Raw genomic sequence first — 16,584 nt, 5'->3', positions numbered from 1 at the left:
GAAAACCTGCCGCCTAGCCAGTCAGACACAACATAAGTACTGTTCAACGTTCTCACTACCAAATAGCCCTCAACAATTTCACTATCCATGATGATTGACGTACGTATAGTGTCACCGTCATCAAAACGTCCTCCTCGATCGGCGAAGACCACTCCCTCCAGATAGAGATCCCCTGCCCCATAAGCAGCCGCCGAAATATATGCTGTGACCGGCGCCCCGAAATCTCTTCGCATAGCGTTGATAACACTAGATGGCAAAGTGGCAGCCACATTCCGGCCAGCATGACCCGTAGACAACGGAGCTCGTTTCTTAGCCATGTAGTACCTCTTATAGCCTATTGATTAAGACAGACGACGTCATTCACTCTTCATCCGTCGCATCATCCCTGCTCGCCTTCCAAACCCGCCCGTACGTGACATTCTTCAGAAGCGAATCACCGGCGTCTTCGAACATGCACCCGAGCCACCTCATACGCTTCATACCTGCTACTTGAGTGAAAAAGCACCCCTCGCAAAGATGCAGCTCGTAGTCTTCACCGCAGTGTTCAGAACCTTCGCCCCAGGAAGCTTGCAAGGTAGCGAACTGAAGACCACCTCCCACACGCGTCGACTCTCCGCAGACATCGCAGACGACATCCGAAACCGCGCCTCGCTCTGACTCACCGCTAATTCTCACCACAACCTCCCTCCCGAAAAAGAAGTTGCAGCTTGGCCCGCAGTTCCAGCTGCGTCTGCTCACTTCCAAGCCCGAGATTCGGGTCGCATCTCACAAGCCTATCGTCATGCTCCGGCCAGCTAAAATCGGGATCGTCATCGATCGCAATCCATCGTGTGATCCCTGCACGAGTCACCGCGCCACATATCTGCTCATATCGAGTGAAAAGGTCATACTCCTCCCTAGCTGCATTCCGCATGCGGGAATGCCATGTCGCTGAAACCGTGCGATCTTGCAAACTTGCCGGTAATGCTGCACGCGCTCTTTGATAGCCAAGCATGCGAACCCAAGACGTCGACAGAGAGATCTTTAGCACCGGAAAATCCCGAAGGATGTTATGCAGTATCTCTGCATGCATCATCAGCTTGCCAGGCGCCCTCAGTTCAATCCCACGCTTGGTTCGAAAAGCGGCATCTGGATGAAGGACACCGTCAAAATCTAAAAACAAGATCACGTCGTCTGGTCGAATGACTCGAGGTCGTACAGAGTTGATCATGATACGCCCCCGGCTATGGCCATACTCACACACGCCTCCTCGTGACCACGCACTGCATAAAGACTCGGAGATTCACGCGAGCTTGCGAAGCGTGGCTTCTGTTTAACGCTAGAGATCAATCCAAAGAACCCAGAAATTTCATAGAAGACTTAAATAAGAACCTTAAAACCTTCCTCTTCGAGCGTATCAATCCTCCCGCCTGCCGGAGAGGTATAAACGACACCATCTGCAACTTTATGCATTGACACTTTACCCCCTTGCTCCCCACGCCCAACGATCAAACTTAAGACCTTATTCAAATTCCATCCGCCACTTCCGTTCATCCAGCCAGGACTCATCAGCAGAACTTCAGTCACTTTAAAATCTTCACACTGCTTCTCAAGAACGCTTTCAAGCACATCCACATCGCTTAGAAAAAACTGGCGCGCTACCATTTTTCCATTCTGGAATTCTTCAACGACAACTTGATAGAAGTGATAACAACTTAGCCATTCAACAATACTCATGCATGTATGACCTGCACCTAACAACGGAGACGCATTTGAACCCCAAGACTCATGACTAACAAACATTCTTTGATCCTTTCACTCTTGACTCCCACGCGAGGCTCTTAGGGTAATCAGTGCCATGGAGTCGAAAGCCATAGGCCACCCCTGCCAAGCACGCCGACATCGCCCCAATCTCAGAACAATGCATCGAAGCCTCTGCAACCCAACTTTTGTCAATTTATGGCATATATTTAAGCCAAATAAATTCGGGGTGCAGAGCTACCTCACAAGATTTCTGCGGGTACGGGATAGTTGCTGTCGACTCTTAACGGGCAGTATAGGGCGTGTTACGGGTCGATGCAATGTGGCTTCATCCTGTCTTTTACGGATGATGAACATGTCTCTAAGCGAGGCCCTTGCGGCAGTTGTCAGAGCCTTGCGACAAAACCGGAAAATGACGCAGGACGATCTGACCATGATCGGTCGCAGAGTTAGAAATCGCATCGAGCGTGGCAAGACTAACGTGACGATGGAGACTCTTTCTAACGTGGCCTCCATGCTCGAGGTCGATGCCGCTCTCCTGCTCCTGCTCGCCCACTCTGCTCACTCTGGCGAATCTGTCGATATCGCGCTCAAGCGGATCTCTTCCAAGCTGGATGCTCTTAAAGAGGACGGGGCAATCGAGGCCATCACCACGCAGCCCGCTCGACGCCCTGGTCGACCTGCTACCCCCGACGTTCAGAAAGCACTCCAGCGCGCTCCCCTTTTGAAAGAGGCCGGCATGTCGAACTCTGAGATCGCTCAGGAGCTGGGTGTGTCGAAATCAACCGTGCAGCGCTTCCTCACCAAACGATCAGAGTGATCGAACCCAAACACCAGATCCACCTTCAATGAAGCTTCCTGAGTCCATTCGCCCTACATGCGGATGCGTACTTTCAACATGTTTGGCTTGTTGAAGGATGGGAAGCGCCCTCCAGGTGCAGCCGGAATCGGGGTGATACAGCTACACGGTGTCAATTGGGTTTAAAAAAAACCGACATGGGTGCTGATTTCGTAAGCTATTGATATTCATAAATGTCGGTTGTCGGTTCTAGGCACGAGCTCACTCGTGCAGTAATTCGACAAGACCATCGTCTCGATCCCGACCTGGCGCCTGATGAGCGAGTCGTTCCGCAACTACCGCGGCATGCAGCAGTCCGGTGGCCGGCGCATCAAGCGCAGCCTGTTCATCGATGCCGCAGGCGTGCGCTTCCTGACCCCGGACGAAGAACAGCGCCTGAGCCAGGTGAGCCTGCTGAGTGACTACCTGGCCGGCAAGCGTCAGGAACTACTGGCCTGGAACGAAGCGCTGGGGCCGGTAGCGGAGCTGTCGGCCAACCGCCGCAGGCTGACCAACATCGGCACCTTCCGCGCCTTCGCCCTGGCCTACCTGAAGAAACACCCCAACGTACACCCGAACATGACCTGCATGGTCCGGCAGATGCAGACCACCGCCGAAGGCGTGCCGCTGGAGATCTACTGCTTCACCACCACCACGGTGTGGGCCGATTACGAACGGATCCAGGGGGATATCTTCGATTACCTGTTGGCGGTGTTGCCGGAGTTTGGCTTGAGCCTCTACCAGCAACCGAGTGGCAATGACATGCGCGTGGGGCTGGCGGGGCGAGCGGCCCCCGAGCCGATGCCGCGCCGCCTTGAAGAAATGAACGAGGCTTGAGATGGCCGGGGCTGCGTTGCAGCCCCCTCCCCCCAAGGCCGAGTCAGAGGCCTAGCTTGCTAGAAGCGGCCTGCTTTCCCGGGCGTTGACCATGCAGTACAGCGCGCCAGCCAGGATCAGGCCCATCGCCCAGCTGATGTCAGCCCCCAGCCACTCGGCCACGAAGCCCGTGTAGAACGACAGCTTCATGAACGGGATGATGCCGATGATCGATACGGCATACACCGCCAGGCTTCGACGATTGAAGCAGCCGTAACGGCCCTTGGCGTCGTACAACGCCCCCACGTCATACTGGCCCCGGCACACCCAGTAGTAATCCACCAGGTTGATCGCGCTCCAGGGGATCAACAGGTACAGCTGGCCGATCAGGATGTCGGCGAAGAACGTATCGAAATTGTGTTGGGTCGCGATGGCAATCAGCGTTGCCGCGGCAGTCAGGCCCGCCATCACCAGCGCCTTGGCCGTCGCGGTCACGCGCCTGATGGCCTTGAAGGCACCGAAGATCGTGACCGAGGACATGTAGGCGCTGTAGAGGCACAAGACGTTGTACTGGATCACCCCCAGCGCAATCACGGCCAGTGCCAACGGCGCCCACGGGCCAAACAGCCCGGCAATGGCCGTCGCAGGGTCATGCCCCAGTGCCGAAGGTAATTGCACAGCCACCAGCGCGCCCAACGCCATCATGGCGAACGAGCCCAGCGCGCAACCGCAATAGGTGGCCCAGAACGTGGCGCGTGGGTTGACGTTGGCCGGCAGGTAGCGCGAATAATCCGCCACATAGGGGCCATAGCCCAACGTCCAGGACGCGGCCTGGGCCACGATCAGGTTGAAGGCGGTGAAGGAAAAGCCCGTCGCCACTGCCGTCGTGCCTGCGGTGTCGCCGGGGTGCAGCAGGATCAGCACCAGGGCGCCGGCAAACACCAGTGTGGACAGCAGGCTCATCCATGCCCCAAGGCGGTGGATCAGTTCGTACCCGACAAAGCCGATGACGAAGGTCAGCACGCCGACGACCACGATGGCCTGATCGTCGCTCATGGGCACCAGTGCCTGCACGGCATTGCGCATCAGCACGCCACTGGCGGCGAGAAACAGTACAGCGGCCGTGACCATCACCAGCAAAGGCAGCGCCGCGCCATGGACGCCGAACTGGGCCCGGCTCTGGATCATCTGTGGCACGCCCAGGTGCGGCCCCTGGGCAGAGTGCGCGGCCATGAACACGGTGCCGATCAGGTTGCCGACCAGCAGGGCCAGCAAGGTCCAGGCAAAACTCAGCCCCGAGGCAACGCCCAAGGTACCGACCATCAGTGCGGTTATCTGGAAGTTGGAGCTGAACCAGATGGTGAACAATCGTTTAGGCGTGCCATAACGCTCAGCGTGTGGGACGAATTCGATACTTCGCGTTTCTAGCTTCACGCCGGTCTCCCGATTTTTGTTTTCATGATTATCGGGTAGGCACCCGCCGGGCTTGGGTTCATTAACGAACGCGTCTTAGCTAGCTGCGCCATGCCTTGCTTGATAACGTCAGGCTACCAGTGGCCCGTGCTGGTTCCAGATGAGCAAACTGGCTTGAGATAGTCGGGGCTGCTCTGCAGCCCATTCGCGGGTGAACCCGCTCCTACAGGTAGCGCGCAGCGTTCAGGCCTGCGTAGATCCTGTGGGAGCGGGTTTACCCGCGAAGGGGCCGGCAGCTACCCCGCATAGCCCAGCAGGTACAGCAGCGCGGTCAGGGTCACCAACGACGCCACGGTCGACAACAGGATCGTCCGCGAAATCAGCCCCGCCTCGCGGTTGTAATACTCCGCCAGCATGAACGGCCCGGTACCGGTCGGCAGCGCCGCCAGCAGCACCGCCGACGCCGCCCACAAGGTCGGCAGGCTGAACACCTTGAACGCCAACACCCAGGTCAGCGCCGGTTGCCCGACCAGCTTCAGCGCCACCAGCGGCCACGGGCTGGCCTGCGAACCGGTACGCTTCTCGGCCAGAAACGCTCCCAGCGAGATCAACGCGCAAGGCGTGGTCGCCAAGGCCAGCATGTCGAGAAAATGCATCACCGGCTCGGCCAGCCCCAGACCGCTCATGGCCCACCCTGCCCCCGCCAGCGGCGCGATCACCAGCGGATTTTTCGCCAGCGCCTTGCTTACCAGCAAAATGGCGCGGCCGATCTGCCGCTCCTCCTGCAGGCCGATCTCGATGAGCGTCAGGGAAATCGCGAACACCAGGCAGACCACGATCAATGACGAAATCAGCGCCGGCTGCAGCCCTGGCTGGCCGAACAGCAGCAGGCACAGCGGGATGCCGATGTAGCCGGTATTGGCATAACCGGCACTGAGCCCGTCGATGCTCGCCGCCACCAGGCCGTGGCCGCCGTACAGGCGCCAGGCCAGGGTCACGACGAACATCGCCAGCGCGCCGGCGCCGAAGGCGACGATGAACCCCGGGTGCCAGATCTCGCTCCAGGTTGCCGTGGCGGTGACCTTGAACAGCAACGCCGGCAGGCACAGCCAGACCACCATCTTGTTGATCTCGGCGGCGGCCTTGTCACCGAGCTTGTCTGTCTTGCGGCACAGGAAGCCGACCAGGATCAGGGCGAAGATCGGCGCGACGATGACCAAGACGGTGTGCATCTCAGGCCTTGCCCGCCACTGGCGCCGTTACGCGGTTGCCCAGGCGACTCAGCCACACCGACGCGAGGATGATCGCGCCACCGAGCAGCAAGCGGCCAAGCGGTTCGTCGCGGTTCCAGATCAGCAGGTTCAGCAGCAGCCCGACTGGCACATGCAGGTTGTTCATCACCGCCAGCGTAGCGCCGGAGACCAGGCACGCGCCCTTGTTCCACCAGTACAAGCCCAGGGCCGTCGGGCACAGGCCGAGGAACAACAGCACCGCCCACTGCACGTTGGTGCTCGGCAGGTGCTGGGCGTTGCCGAACAGCAGGAACGCCGGCAGCACCACGATCAGCGCGCCCAGGTAGAAGTAGCCGAAGCGCCTGTAATGCGGCAGGTCGCTGGGGTGGCGGGCGACCAGGTGGCGGTACAGCACCTGGCCGGCAGCGTAGGTGAAGTTGGCCAGTTGCAGCAGCAGGAAGCCCATGAAGAAATCGCCGCTGATGCTGTCGAAACGGATGACGCCCGCCCCCGCTACCGCCACCAGGGCAGCGAGCAGCGCCCAGGGATTGAAGCGCCGGTTCAGGGCGTCTTCGATCAGGGTCACGTGCAGCGGCGTGAGGATGGTGAACAGCAGCACTTCCGGCACAGTCAGCACGCGGAAGCTCAAGTACAGGCAAACGTAGGTGATGCCGTATTGCAGCGCGCCGATCAGCAGCATCGAGCGCAGGAAACGCGGCTCGACCTGGCGCCAGCGGGTCAGCGGCAGGAACACCAGGCCGGCCAGCACCACGCGCGCGAGCACGGCGAAATAGCTGTCGACGTGCCCGGCCAGGTACTCGCCGATCAGGCTGAAGGAAAACGCCTGGATCAGCGCGACGATTATCAGGTAGCCCATGGTTGCCTCTCGTGGATCAAGGGCGCGACCTTAGCGGGTTGCGACCTGTGTGTTCAACCATGGGGAATGTGGGGGTGGCTGGATACTCGCTCTTTGTGGGAGCGGCCTTGTGTCGCGAAAGGGCTGCAGAGCAGCCCCAGCATTATGTGTAGCAGTGCTGAGATCCTGGGGGCGCTTTGCACCCCTTTCGCGACACAAGGCCGCTCCCACACAAAGCAAAAGCAGACCGCGTGCACCGCACATAAAAAAGCCCGGCCATCAGGCCGGGCAGGTACACCCAAGGAGCAAAACAGGTGTCAGGGATGGGAATTCGTTGAGCCTCAGGCCACCGCGGCCAGCTTGGCCTTGGCCTGGTTCAGGCCTTTCTCGTGGAACTCGCCGCTCATGTTCAGGCCTTCGGCGTGGATGAAATCGACATCGTGAATACCGATGAAGGCCATCACCTGGCGCAGGTACGGTTCCTGATGGTCGCTGGTGGCGCCGGCATGGATACCGCCACGGGCAGTCAGGACAATGGCGCGTTTGCCGGTGAGCAGGCCTTGCGGGCCGGTCGGGGTGTACTTGAAGGTGATGCCGGCACGCAGCACGTGGTCCAGCCAGGCCTTGAGGGTGCTGGGGATGGTGAAGTTGTACATCGGTGCAGCCATCACCAGCACGTCGGCTGCCAGTACTTCATCGGTCAACTCGTTGGAGCGGGCCAGGGCCTCCAGTTCGGCGGCGCTGCGCTGTTCTTCAGGCTTCATCCAGCCGCCAAGCAGGTTGGCATCCAGGTGCGGCACCGGGTTCAGCGCCAGGTCACGTACGGTGATCTCGTCGGCCGGGTGCGCCGCTTGCCACTGCTGGATGAAGTCACGGGTCAGTTGACGGGAAACGGAATCCTGCTGGCGGGCGCTGCTTTCGATGATCAGTACGCGGGACATGGGTGCCTCCATCGGCAAAAAACGGTTGCGATTCGATGGAGGTGAGATTAAGGCTTGACCTATCGATAAAAAAGCGTAAAAAGTGGGTTCAATCTATCGATTAATCAGTTTTATTGCGCAGTGCAGTCCAGCGCGATGCGCAGCTTGATGATCTGCCGATTGAATTTGGCGGTTACATCGACATGCTTGCCAGCCGGCACGTTGACCCGGCGCACGCGCGGCGCCTCGGGCCCATTGCGGAAGGTCACCTTGCAAGCCGCCGGCACTTGCCCATAGTTGTTCAGGGTTATGGAGCCGATGTCGTAAGCCGTGTCGTAGGTGGTGTAGTCCAGCTTGACCCCGGTCAGTTCCTTCTCCACATCGATGGGGTAAGCCATGGCCCCAAGGGGCAGGCACAGCAAAATTGCCGCACAACATTTCTTCATGGGGCGCTCTCCTTGAAAGAGCGCAGCTTAGGACAACAGGAGCCAAACATGAAAGCGCCGCGCGTGACCCTGGATCAGTGGCGGACCTTGCAGGCAGTGGTCGACCATGGCGGTTTTGCCCAGGCCGCCGAAGCGCTGCACCGCTCGCAGTCGTCGGTCAGCTACACCGTGGCGCGCATGCAGGAGCAACTGGGTGTGCCGCTGCTGCGCATCGATGGCCGCAAGGCCGTACTGACCGAGGCCGGCAACGTACTGCTGCGCCGTTCGCGGCACCTGGTCAAGCAGGCCAGCCAGCTGGAAGACCTGGCGCACCACATGGAGCAAGGCTGGGAGGCCGAAGTGCGCCTGGTGGTCGATGCCGCCTACCCCAGCGCCCGCCTGGTGCGGGCCCTCGCAGCGTTCATGCCGCAAAGCCGCGGTTGCCGGGTGCGCCTGCGTGAAGAAGTGCTGTCCGGCGTCGAGGAAGTGATGCACGAAGGCATCGCCGACCTTGCCATCAGCAGCTACAGCATCGGCGGCTACCTCGGCACCGAACTGAGTTCGGTGGAGTTCGTCGCCGTCGCCCACCCCGAACACAGCCTGCATCGGCTGGGCCGGGAGATCACCTTCCAGGACCTGGAAAGCCAGCTGCAGGTGGTAATCCGCGACTCCGGCCGCGCCCAGCCGCGGGACGTTGGCTGGCTCGGCGCCGAGCAGCGCTGGACGGTCGGCAGCCTGGGCACTGCCGCCACCTTCGTCGGCAGCGGCCTGGGCTTTGCCTGGTTGCCACGGCACATGATCGAGCGTGAACTGCGTGACGGCGTGCTGAAGCCGCTGCCGCTCGATCAGGGTGGCAGCCGCCACCCACTGTTCTACCTTTATTCGAGCAAAGAGAAGACCCTGGGCCCGGCCACGCAGATTCTCATCGACCTGCTGCGTAACTTCGACACTGCGCCGCTGGACGTGCCCTTCGCAGCCCCCCCACAAGCCTGAGAGGACCGCGCCCATGGCCTATTTCGAACATGAAGGATGCTCGCTGCATTATCAGGAATATGGCCAGGGCGAACCCTTGGTGCTGCTGCACGGCCTGGGCTCCAGCAGCCAGGACTGGGAACTGCAGGTGCCCGAGCTGAGCCGCCGCTACCGGGTGATCCTCATGGACATCCGCGGCCACGGCCGCTCCGACAAGCCACGCGACGGTTACCAGATCGCCACCTTCAGCGCAGACCTGCTGGCCCTGCTCGAGCATCTGCAGACCGGCCCGGTGCACTTCGTCGGGCTGTCCATGGGTGGCATGGTCGGGTTCCAGTTCGCCGTGGACCACCCGCAATGGCTGCGCAGCCTGTGCATCGTCAACAGTGCCCCCGAAGTCAAGCGCCGCACCCGCAGCGACTGGCTGTGGTGGCTCAAGCGCTGGGGCCTGGCGCGCATTCTCAGTGTCGAGACGGTCGGCCAGGGCCTGGCCGCACGCCTGTTCCCCAAGCCGGAGCAGGCCGAACTGCGCAAGAAGATGGCCGAACGCTGGGCACGCAACGACAAGCGTGCCTACCTCAAGAGCTTCGACGCCATCGTCGACTGGGGCGTGCAGGAACGCATCGGGCAGATCCACTGTCCCACGCTGGTGATTGCCGCCGACCACGATTACACCCCGATCCACCTCAAACAGCGCTACGTCGCCCTGATGCCCCACGCCAGGCTGGTGGTCATCGACGATTCCCGGCACGCTACACCCCTCGATCAACCCGAGGTCTTCAACCAGACCCTGCTGCAGTTCCTCGCAGCCGCTTCCACCTCTCAAGGATCATTGAGCCCATGCTGAAAAAACTCCTGCTCACCGCCTGCTCGGTCGCCTTCGCCACCAGCGTCATGGCCTCCGACAAGACCCCGCACGTCCTGCTGGACACCAGCTTCGGCCAGGTTGAAATCGAGCTCAACGCCGAGAAGGCACCGATCAGTACCAAGAACTTCCTGCACTATGTCGACAGCGGCTTCTACAACAACACCATCTTCCACCGAGTGATCCCGGGCTTCATGGTCCAGGGCGGTGGTTTTACTGAGCAGATGGTGCAGAAAGACACCCAGGACCCGATCAAGAACGAGGCCGGCAATGGCCTGCAGAACACGCGCGGCACCCTGGCCATGGCCCGCACGTCCAACCCGAACTCGGCCACCAGCCAGTTCTTCATCAACGTGGCCGACAACGACTTCCTCAACCCGGGCCGCGACGCCGGTTACGCCGTGTTCGGCAAAGTGACCAAGGGCATGGAAGTGGTCGACCAGATCGTCAATTCGCCTACCACCGTGAAGAAGGGCATGCGCGACGTGCCAACCGACCCGGTGTTCATCAAGTCCGCCAAACGCATCGACTGACCCAGGTTTCACAGGGACGTGAGACCTTCCGGGGTCGGGTAGCACAGGAGTCTTGTCACCCATGCTGTACCGCCGTTTCGAGCAACTGATCGATATCTTCCGCGACGCGCCCAGCGACTCGCCGCCCGGCCAGGTCTGGCCGTTCTACCTGTACTACCTGCGCCAGGTCTGGCCGAGCTTTCTCGCCCTGCTGGTGGTGGGCCTGTTCGCCTCGCTGATCGAGGTGGCGATGTTCAGCTACCTGAGCCGCATCATCGACCTGGCCCAGGGCACGCCCAACGCCAACTTCTTCAGCGAGCACAGCGGCGAGCTGATCTGGATGCTGGTGGTGATCCTGCTGCTGCGGCCGGTTTTCTTCGGTTTGCACGACCTGCTCGTGCACCAGACCATCAACCCGGGCATGACCAGCCTGATCCGCTGGCAGAACCACACCTATGTGCTCAAGCAGAGCCTGAACTTCTTCCAGAGCGACTTTGCCGGGCGCATTGCCCAACGCATCATGCAGACCGGCAACTCGCTGCGCGACTCAGCCGTGCAGGCCGTGGATGCCCTATGGCATGTGCTGATCTACGCGGTGACCTCGCTGGTGCTGTTCGCCGAGGCCGACTGGCGCCTGATGCTGCCGCTGCTGGTGTGGATCGTCGGTTACATCGCCGCGCTGTACTACTTCGTGCCGCGGGTGAAAGAGCGCTCGGTGATCTCTTCCGATGCACGTTCCAAGCTGATGGGGCGCATCGTCGATGGCTACACCAACATCGCCACCCTCAAGCTGTTCGCCCACACCGACTACGAACAGCAATACGCGCGCGAGGCGATCCGTGAACAGACTGAAAAAACCCAGCTGGCGGCGCGCGTGGTCACCAGCATGGACGTGGTCATCACCACCCTCAATGGCTTGCTGGTCGTCACCACCACCGGCCTGGCCCTGTGGCTGTGGAGCCAGTCGCTGATCACCGTGGGTGCCATCGCCCTGGCGACCGGCCTGGTGATCCGCATCGTCAACATGTCGGGCTGGATCATGTGGGTGGTCAACGGCATCTTCGAGAACATCGGCATGGTCCAGGATGGCCTGCAAACCATCGCCCAGCCGGTCACGGTGACCGACAAGCCCCAGGCGCCGCCACTCAAGGTCAGCCGCGGCGCGGTGCGCTTCGACGACGTCGACTTCCACTACGGCAAGGCAGCCAATGTGATCGAAGGGCTCAACCTGGACATCCGCCCCGGCGAGAAAATCGGCCTGATCGGCCCGTCCGGCGCCGGCAAGTCGACCCTGGTCAACCTGCTGCTGCGCCTGTACGACGTGCAGGGCGGGCGCATTCTCATCGACGGCCAGGACATCGCCGAGGTCAGCCAGGCCAGCCTGCGTGCCCAGATCGGCATGATCACCCAGGACACCTCGCTGCTGCACCGCTCGATCCGTGACAACCTGCTGTATGGCCGCCCCGGCGCCAGTGAAGCGGCGCTGCACGAAGCCGTGCGCCGGGCGCGTGCCGACGAGTTCATTCCGCAGTTGTCGGATGCCCAGGGCCGCACTGGCTTCGATGCCCATGTCGGTGAGCGTGGCGTGAAACTGTCAGGTGGCCAGCGCCAGCGCATCGCGATTGCCCGGGTACTGCTGAAGAATGCACCGATCCTGATCATGGACGAAGCCACGTCGGCGCTGGACTCGGAGGTCGAGGCGGCCATCCAGGAAAGCCTGGAGACGCTGATGCAAGGCAAGACGGTGATCGCCATCGCTCACCGGCTATCGACTATCGCCCGGATGGACCGCCTGGTAGTGCTGGACAAGGGGCGCATCGTCGAGAGTGGCAGCCACAGTGAGCTGCTGGAACAGCGAGGGCTGTATGCCCGGCTTTGGCACCACCAAACCGGGGGTTTTGTCGGGGTCGACTGAGACCTGTACTGGCCCTTTCGCGGGTAAACCCGCTCCTACAGGTTCACCGCGGACCTTGAGAATTGTGCGGTCCCTGTGGGAGCGGGTTCACCCGCGAAGAGGCCGGCACGGGCGACAGAGACTTCAGTCCTTGCGGTAGGGCAACATCTCCCTTGCCTGCTCGGCATACCCCCGTACCCCTTCCCGCTCCTGTACCAGAAAATCCTCCACCGCCCGCCGCAACCCCGGATGCAGCAGGTAATGCCACGACCGCGTCAGCACCGGCTCGAACCCGCGAATCAGCTTGTGCTCACCCTGCGCCCCGGCGTCGAAACGCTGCAGCCCTTCGCCAATCGCAAAGTCCATGCCCTGGTAGAAGCAGGTCTCGAAATGCAGCCGGTCGAACTCATCGAGGCACCCCCAGTAACGGCCGAACAGGCTATCGCCGCCGACCAGGCTCAGGGCCATGGCCACCTCACGCCCGCCCTGGCGCGCCATCACCACCCTTACCGCCTCGGGCATGCGTTCAGCCAGCAGGCTGAAGAACGCCCGGGTCAGATAAGGCGAACGCCCGCGCACCGCATAGGTATTGGCATAGCACAGGAACACAAAGTCCCACTGCGCCTCGTCCAGCTCGTCGCCGCGATACCAGCGAAAATCGATGCCCTGCCCCGCCACCTGCTCACGCTCCTTGCGCATCTGCTTGCGCTTGCGTGAGCTGAGGCTGTCGAGAAAATCCTGGAAGTCGCGATAACCGTGATTGCGCCAGTGAAACTGGCAGCCGAGACGCTCCATCCAGCCCGGCAGGTCCGCCATCTGCGCATCCAGCGGTGGGTCGGTGAAATTGATGTGCGCCCCCGACAACCCGCCTTTGCCCAGGTATTCCGGCAATGCCTGCAGCATCAGCAGGCCATCGGCAGCGTCGGCCGCCAGCAGGCGCGGCCCGCTGACCGGGCTGAACGGGACGGCACCGAGCAATTTGGGGTAGTAGGCAATGCCGGCACGCTCGCAGGCATCGGCCCAACCGTGGTCGAACACGTACTCGCCATACGAATGCCATTTGCGATACGCCGGCAGCAGCGCACGCACCTGCCCGTCACGCTCCAGCACCAGGTGCTCGGCGGCCCAACCGGTGCTGCGGGCAACGCTGCCGCTGTCTTCCATGGCACTGAGAAAGGCATGGCGCAGGAACGGTTGGCCAGCGGGAACCAGGGCATCCCAGGTCGCCGCTGGCAGGTCACGCAGGTGGGCAAGGCTGTAGAGACTGGTCACGTTTTCGACTCGCTGTGCAAGGCCATCAGTATCAGCCAACAGAGGCCCATCGCTCAAATCAGCATTGGCCCGTTTCGCCTTTCATTCTCAATTACTTAACCGCAGTGCCACTAATTGGACATTATTCTGTCATTCGCCCCCGCAATACTTGCGCCTGTTTTCCGGAACCCTAGAACCTGTCTAGTCAGGCCCTTTCCGAAGACATGCCAACATGGGGGTGGGCGCTGAGCCTCCCCGAATCTTTCAAGTAGGGAGAACCTTATGCGTCTTGTTTCTACACTTACCGGAGTGAGCCTCACCGGCATGATGCTGGCTCTGAGTACTCCGGCCAGTGCGGCCGTCGACGCCAAGCTGCTCGAAATGCTCCGCGCCAATGGCTCGATCAACCAGGCGCAGTACAACGAACTGCAGGGCGACCTGGCACAAGAAACCAAGGAAAAGGCCGACCAGAAAGCTCAGTCCGACCGTATGAGCTCTTTCGAACAAAAAGTGGCATGGGCCGCCAAGACCCAGATCAAAGGTGATGTACGCCTGCGTTACGAAGACGTCAACGTCGACAACCCGATCGCCCGCAGTGGCAACCAGGACCGTGAACGCGTCCGTGCCCGCGTCGGCTTCTACAGCGAGATCAACCCGCAGGTCGACGCCGGCGTGCGTGTGGCCACCGGCAGCAGCGCCGATGCCCGCTCGACCAACCAGAGCCTGGACAACTACTTCGAGAAGAAATCGCTGTGGGTCGACCTGGCCTACCTCGACTGGCACCCGACTGCCGTCCCTAACCTGCACCTGATCGGCGGCAAGATGATGCAGCCGTGGGTGAGCATGGGCGACATCATCTGGGACAGCGACATCAACCCGGAAGGCGTGGCCGTCACTTACAAGACCAACGCCGGCCCGGCCGAAGTCTTCGGCAGCATCGGCCATTACAACCTGAAGGACAACGTCGACGGCGACGGCGTGCAGTACAAGCACGACGCACAGCTGTACGCTGCCCAGCTGGGGACCAAGTTCAACGCGGCTGACGCCGTCAAGGTCACTGTCGGTGCCAGTATCTATGGCTACGACAACGACAAGGCCTCGGCAGCCCTGGCTTCGCTGGGCAACACCACTAACGAGTTCCAGCTCGTGGAAGGCTTCGGCCAGCTCGATTTCACCGGCTTCGCCATCCCGCTGTCGGCTTATGGCCAGTACGTGAAGAACACCGAAAGTACCGATGGCAAGGACACTGCCTGGCTGGCTGGCTTGAAGTCCAAGATCGGCGCCTGGAGCCTGGACTACAACTACCGCGACGTCCAGCGTAACGGCGTAGTCAGCCTGTTCACCGACTCCGACTTCGGTAACGGCTTCACCGGTTCCCGTGGTCACAAGTTCAAGGTCGGTTATGAAATCGACAAGAACTTCGGCGTCGGCGCGGCCTACATGATGGCCAAGACCGACTACTCCAACCTGCCGAACAGCGACGCCGACGTAGACACCCTGCAGGTGGACCTGGAAGCCAAGTTCTAAGCTGCAGACGCCTCTGCTTCACTCTGAGGCGGGAAATGCCGACCCCATCCGGCGTTTCCCGCCTTTTTTTGCCTGTGAGAAAGCTGGGGCTGCTTCGCAGCCCCAGCTATCTCGAGGTCAACGCTTACGCAAAATCACGCTACCAATCGAATAGCCCGCACCAAACGAGCTCAGCACGCCAAGCGACCCTTTGGCCAGATCATCCTGATACAAGTGGAACGCAATCACCGAGCCCGCCGAACTGGTGTTGGCATAGCGGTCGAGAATCACCGGTGCCTCTTCCTCGCTCACCTCACGCCCCAGCAGTTTCTTGACGATCAGGTGGTTCATGCTCAGGTTGGCCTGGTGCAGCCAGAAGCGCTTGACGTCGGACGGTTGCAGGTCGTTTTCGCCCAGGTGCTTGCCGATCAGCTCGGCGACCATCGGGCAGACTTCGCGGAACACCTTGCGGCCTTCCTGCACGAACAGTTTGTCCGGCGCACCGATACCCTCTTCCGCTGCGCGGTTGAGGAAGCCGAAGTTGTTGCGGATGTTGTTGGAGAACGACGTCTGCAGCTTGGTGCCAACGATGTCGAACTGGTGCGCCGAAGTGGCCTGGTCGGCACGCTCGACCAGCACCGCCGTGGCGGCATCACCAAAGATGAAGTGGCTGTCGCGGTCACGGAAGTTCAGGTGGCCGGTGCAGATTTCCGGGCTGACCACCAGCAGTGCCCGCGCCTGGCCCAGTTGCACGCTGTTGGCAGCGGTCTGGATGCCGAAGGTGGCCGACGAGCAGGCCACGTTCATGTCGAAGGCGAAGCCGTCGATGCCCAGCGCTTGTTGCACTTCGATGGCGATGGCAGGGTATGGGCGCTGCAGGTTGGAGCAGGCGACGATCACGCCGTCGACGTCCGCCGGGGTACGACCCGCGCGCTCCAGGGCTTGGCGTGCAGCGGCCACGCCCATTTCGCAGAGGATCGACTGCTCATCATTCGAGCGCTCTGGCAGGCGCGGCTTCATGCGTTGCGGGTCGAGGATGCCGGCCTTGTCCATGACGAAACGGCTCTTGATGCCCGAGGCCTTTTCAATGAAGGCGGCGTCGGACAGGGGGGCTGCTTCGATTTCGCCACGCTCGATGGCGGCGGCGTTGTCCTGGTTGTACTGCTGCGACCAGGTATTGAAGGAGGCCACCAGTTCTTCGTTGGAAATGCTCTGGGCCGGGGTATACAGGCCGGTGCCGCTGATCACGACGTTATGCACGATCGGTCCTCTGCTCAAAGGCCATCGCCACGGGGCGCTGGCTGGGAATATGACAGAACAATGGCACTTTAGTACCAATTTTAC

The 16,584-nt window shown here is 61.1% G+C and carries 16 protein-coding genes and 1 pseudogene; 7 read left to right on the top strand and 10 right to left on the bottom strand.

Translation table 11 applies throughout. From position 1 onward, the window contains the following. The 3 genes from HU738_RS09535 to HU738_RS09525 form a co-directional block, all read right to left on the bottom strand. Positions 1-317 (bottom strand): hypothetical protein (locus tag HU738_RS09535; protein WP_217871446.1); only part of this gene is annotated, 317 nt, incomplete at its 3' end. 347 nt (positions 318-664) lie between these two features. Beyond that, the gene (locus tag HU738_RS09530; RefSeq protein ID WP_186603396.1) at positions 665-1,210 is read right to left on the bottom strand and encodes an HAD domain-containing protein; all 546 of its coding nucleotides are present in this window, start codon (positions 1,208-1,210) and stop codon (positions 665-667) included. 149 nt (positions 1,211-1,359) lie between these two features. Further along, positions 1,360-1,716, bottom strand: coding sequence for a hypothetical protein (locus tag HU738_RS09525; RefSeq protein WP_186603397.1), 357 nt, complete (start codon positions 1,714-1,716; stop codon positions 1,360-1,362). Positions 1,717-2,095: 379 nt separating this feature from the next. Between HU738_RS09525 and HU738_RS09520 the strand changes: the two genes are divergently transcribed. Further along, entirely contained in the window at positions 2,096-2,560 is a 465-nt protein-coding gene (locus HU738_RS09520; protein ID WP_186603398.1) for a transcriptional regulator, read from the top strand. Positions 2,561-2,815: 255 nt separating this feature from the next. Then, positions 2,816-3,415: pseudogene (locus HU738_RS09515) on the top strand (mechanosensitive ion channel family protein); the annotation flags it as partial. Between the two features lie 51 nt (positions 3,416-3,466). On the opposite strand, the gene HU738_RS09510 reads toward HU738_RS09515, so the two are convergent. From HU738_RS09510 to HU738_RS09490, 5 genes are all read right to left on the bottom strand, one after another. Then, positions 3,467-4,828, bottom strand: a complete 1,362-nt coding sequence (locus tag HU738_RS09510) for a purine-cytosine permease family protein (RefSeq protein ID WP_186603399.1) — start codon at positions 4,826-4,828, stop codon at positions 3,467-3,469. Between the two features lie 275 nt (positions 4,829-5,103). Next, a complete protein-coding gene (locus HU738_RS09505) occupies positions 5,104-6,039 on the bottom strand; it encodes an AEC family transporter (RefSeq protein ID WP_176507889.1) in 936 nt (311 codons plus the stop codon). Position 6,040: 1 nt separating this feature from the next. Next, entirely contained in the window at positions 6,041-6,916 is an 876-nt protein-coding gene (locus HU738_RS09500) for a carboxylate/amino acid/amine transporter (RefSeq protein ID WP_186603400.1), read from the bottom strand. Positions 6,917-7,236: 320 nt separating this feature from the next. Continuing rightward, complete coding sequence (locus HU738_RS09495; RefSeq protein ID WP_186603401.1) at positions 7,237-7,836, bottom strand: FMN-dependent NADH-azoreductase; 600 nt, start codon at positions 7,834-7,836, stop codon at positions 7,237-7,239. 110 nt (positions 7,837-7,946) lie between these two features. Further along, complete coding sequence (locus tag HU738_RS09490) at positions 7,947-8,261, bottom strand: 3-phosphoglycerate kinase (RefSeq protein WP_186603402.1); 315 nt, start codon at positions 8,259-8,261, stop codon at positions 7,947-7,949. Positions 8,262-8,309: 48 nt separating this feature from the next. On the opposite strand from HU738_RS09490, the gene HU738_RS09485 reads away from it, so the two are divergent. The 4 genes from HU738_RS09485 to HU738_RS09470 all read left to right on the top strand — a co-directional run bounded on the left by HU738_RS09485 (position 8,310) and on the right by HU738_RS09470 (position 12,504). After that, positions 8,310-9,233 (top strand): LysR family transcriptional regulator, encoded by a 924-nt coding sequence (locus HU738_RS09485; protein WP_186603403.1) that lies wholly within the window; start codon positions 8,310-8,312, stop codon positions 9,231-9,233. Between the two features lie 13 nt (positions 9,234-9,246). Next, positions 9,247-10,059: an alpha/beta fold hydrolase gene (locus HU738_RS09480; RefSeq protein ID WP_176507887.1), complete on the top strand. Its 813-nt coding sequence runs from the start codon at positions 9,247-9,249 to the stop codon at positions 10,057-10,059. Further along, complete coding sequence (locus HU738_RS09475) at positions 10,053-10,610, top strand: peptidylprolyl isomerase (RefSeq protein WP_176507886.1); 558 nt, start codon at positions 10,053-10,055, stop codon at positions 10,608-10,610. The genes HU738_RS09480 and HU738_RS09475 overlap by 7 nt, the downstream gene beginning before the upstream one ends. A gap of 61 nt (positions 10,611-10,671) precedes the next feature. Further along, the gene (locus HU738_RS09470) at positions 10,672-12,504 is read left to right on the top strand and encodes an ABC transporter ATP-binding protein (RefSeq protein ID WP_186603404.1); all 1,833 of its coding nucleotides are present in this window, start codon (positions 10,672-10,674) and stop codon (positions 12,502-12,504) included. Positions 12,505-12,627: 123 nt separating this feature from the next. Here HU738_RS09470 and HU738_RS09465 read toward each other — a convergent pair whose 3' ends face one another. Beyond that, the gene (locus tag HU738_RS09465; RefSeq protein ID WP_186603405.1) at positions 12,628-13,755 is read right to left on the bottom strand and encodes a GNAT family N-acetyltransferase; all 1,128 of its coding nucleotides are present in this window, start codon (positions 13,753-13,755) and stop codon (positions 12,628-12,630) included. A gap of 261 nt (positions 13,756-14,016) precedes the next feature. On the opposite strand from HU738_RS09465, the gene HU738_RS09460 reads away from it, so the two are divergent. Next, positions 14,017-15,261 (top strand): putative porin, encoded by a 1,245-nt coding sequence (locus HU738_RS09460; RefSeq protein WP_054885688.1) that lies wholly within the window; start codon positions 14,017-14,019, stop codon positions 15,259-15,261. Positions 15,262-15,378: 117 nt separating this feature from the next. Here the strand turns inward: HU738_RS09460 and HU738_RS09455 are convergent, their stop codons facing one another. Further along, on the bottom strand, positions 15,379-16,500 hold the full coding sequence (locus HU738_RS09455) for a beta-ketoacyl-ACP synthase III (protein ID WP_186603406.1): 1,122 nt from the start codon (positions 16,498-16,500) through the stop codon (positions 15,379-15,381). Between the last annotated feature and the right edge of the window lie 84 nt (positions 16,501-16,584).

The organism is Pseudomonas vlassakiae (assembly GCF_014269035.2).
Classification (GTDB): domain Bacteria; phylum Pseudomonadota; class Gammaproteobacteria; order Pseudomonadales; family Pseudomonadaceae; genus Aquipseudomonas; species Aquipseudomonas vlassakiae.
Note: the sequence above shows the minus strand (reverse complement) of the source record. Positions and strands in the feature narration are given on the sequence as shown.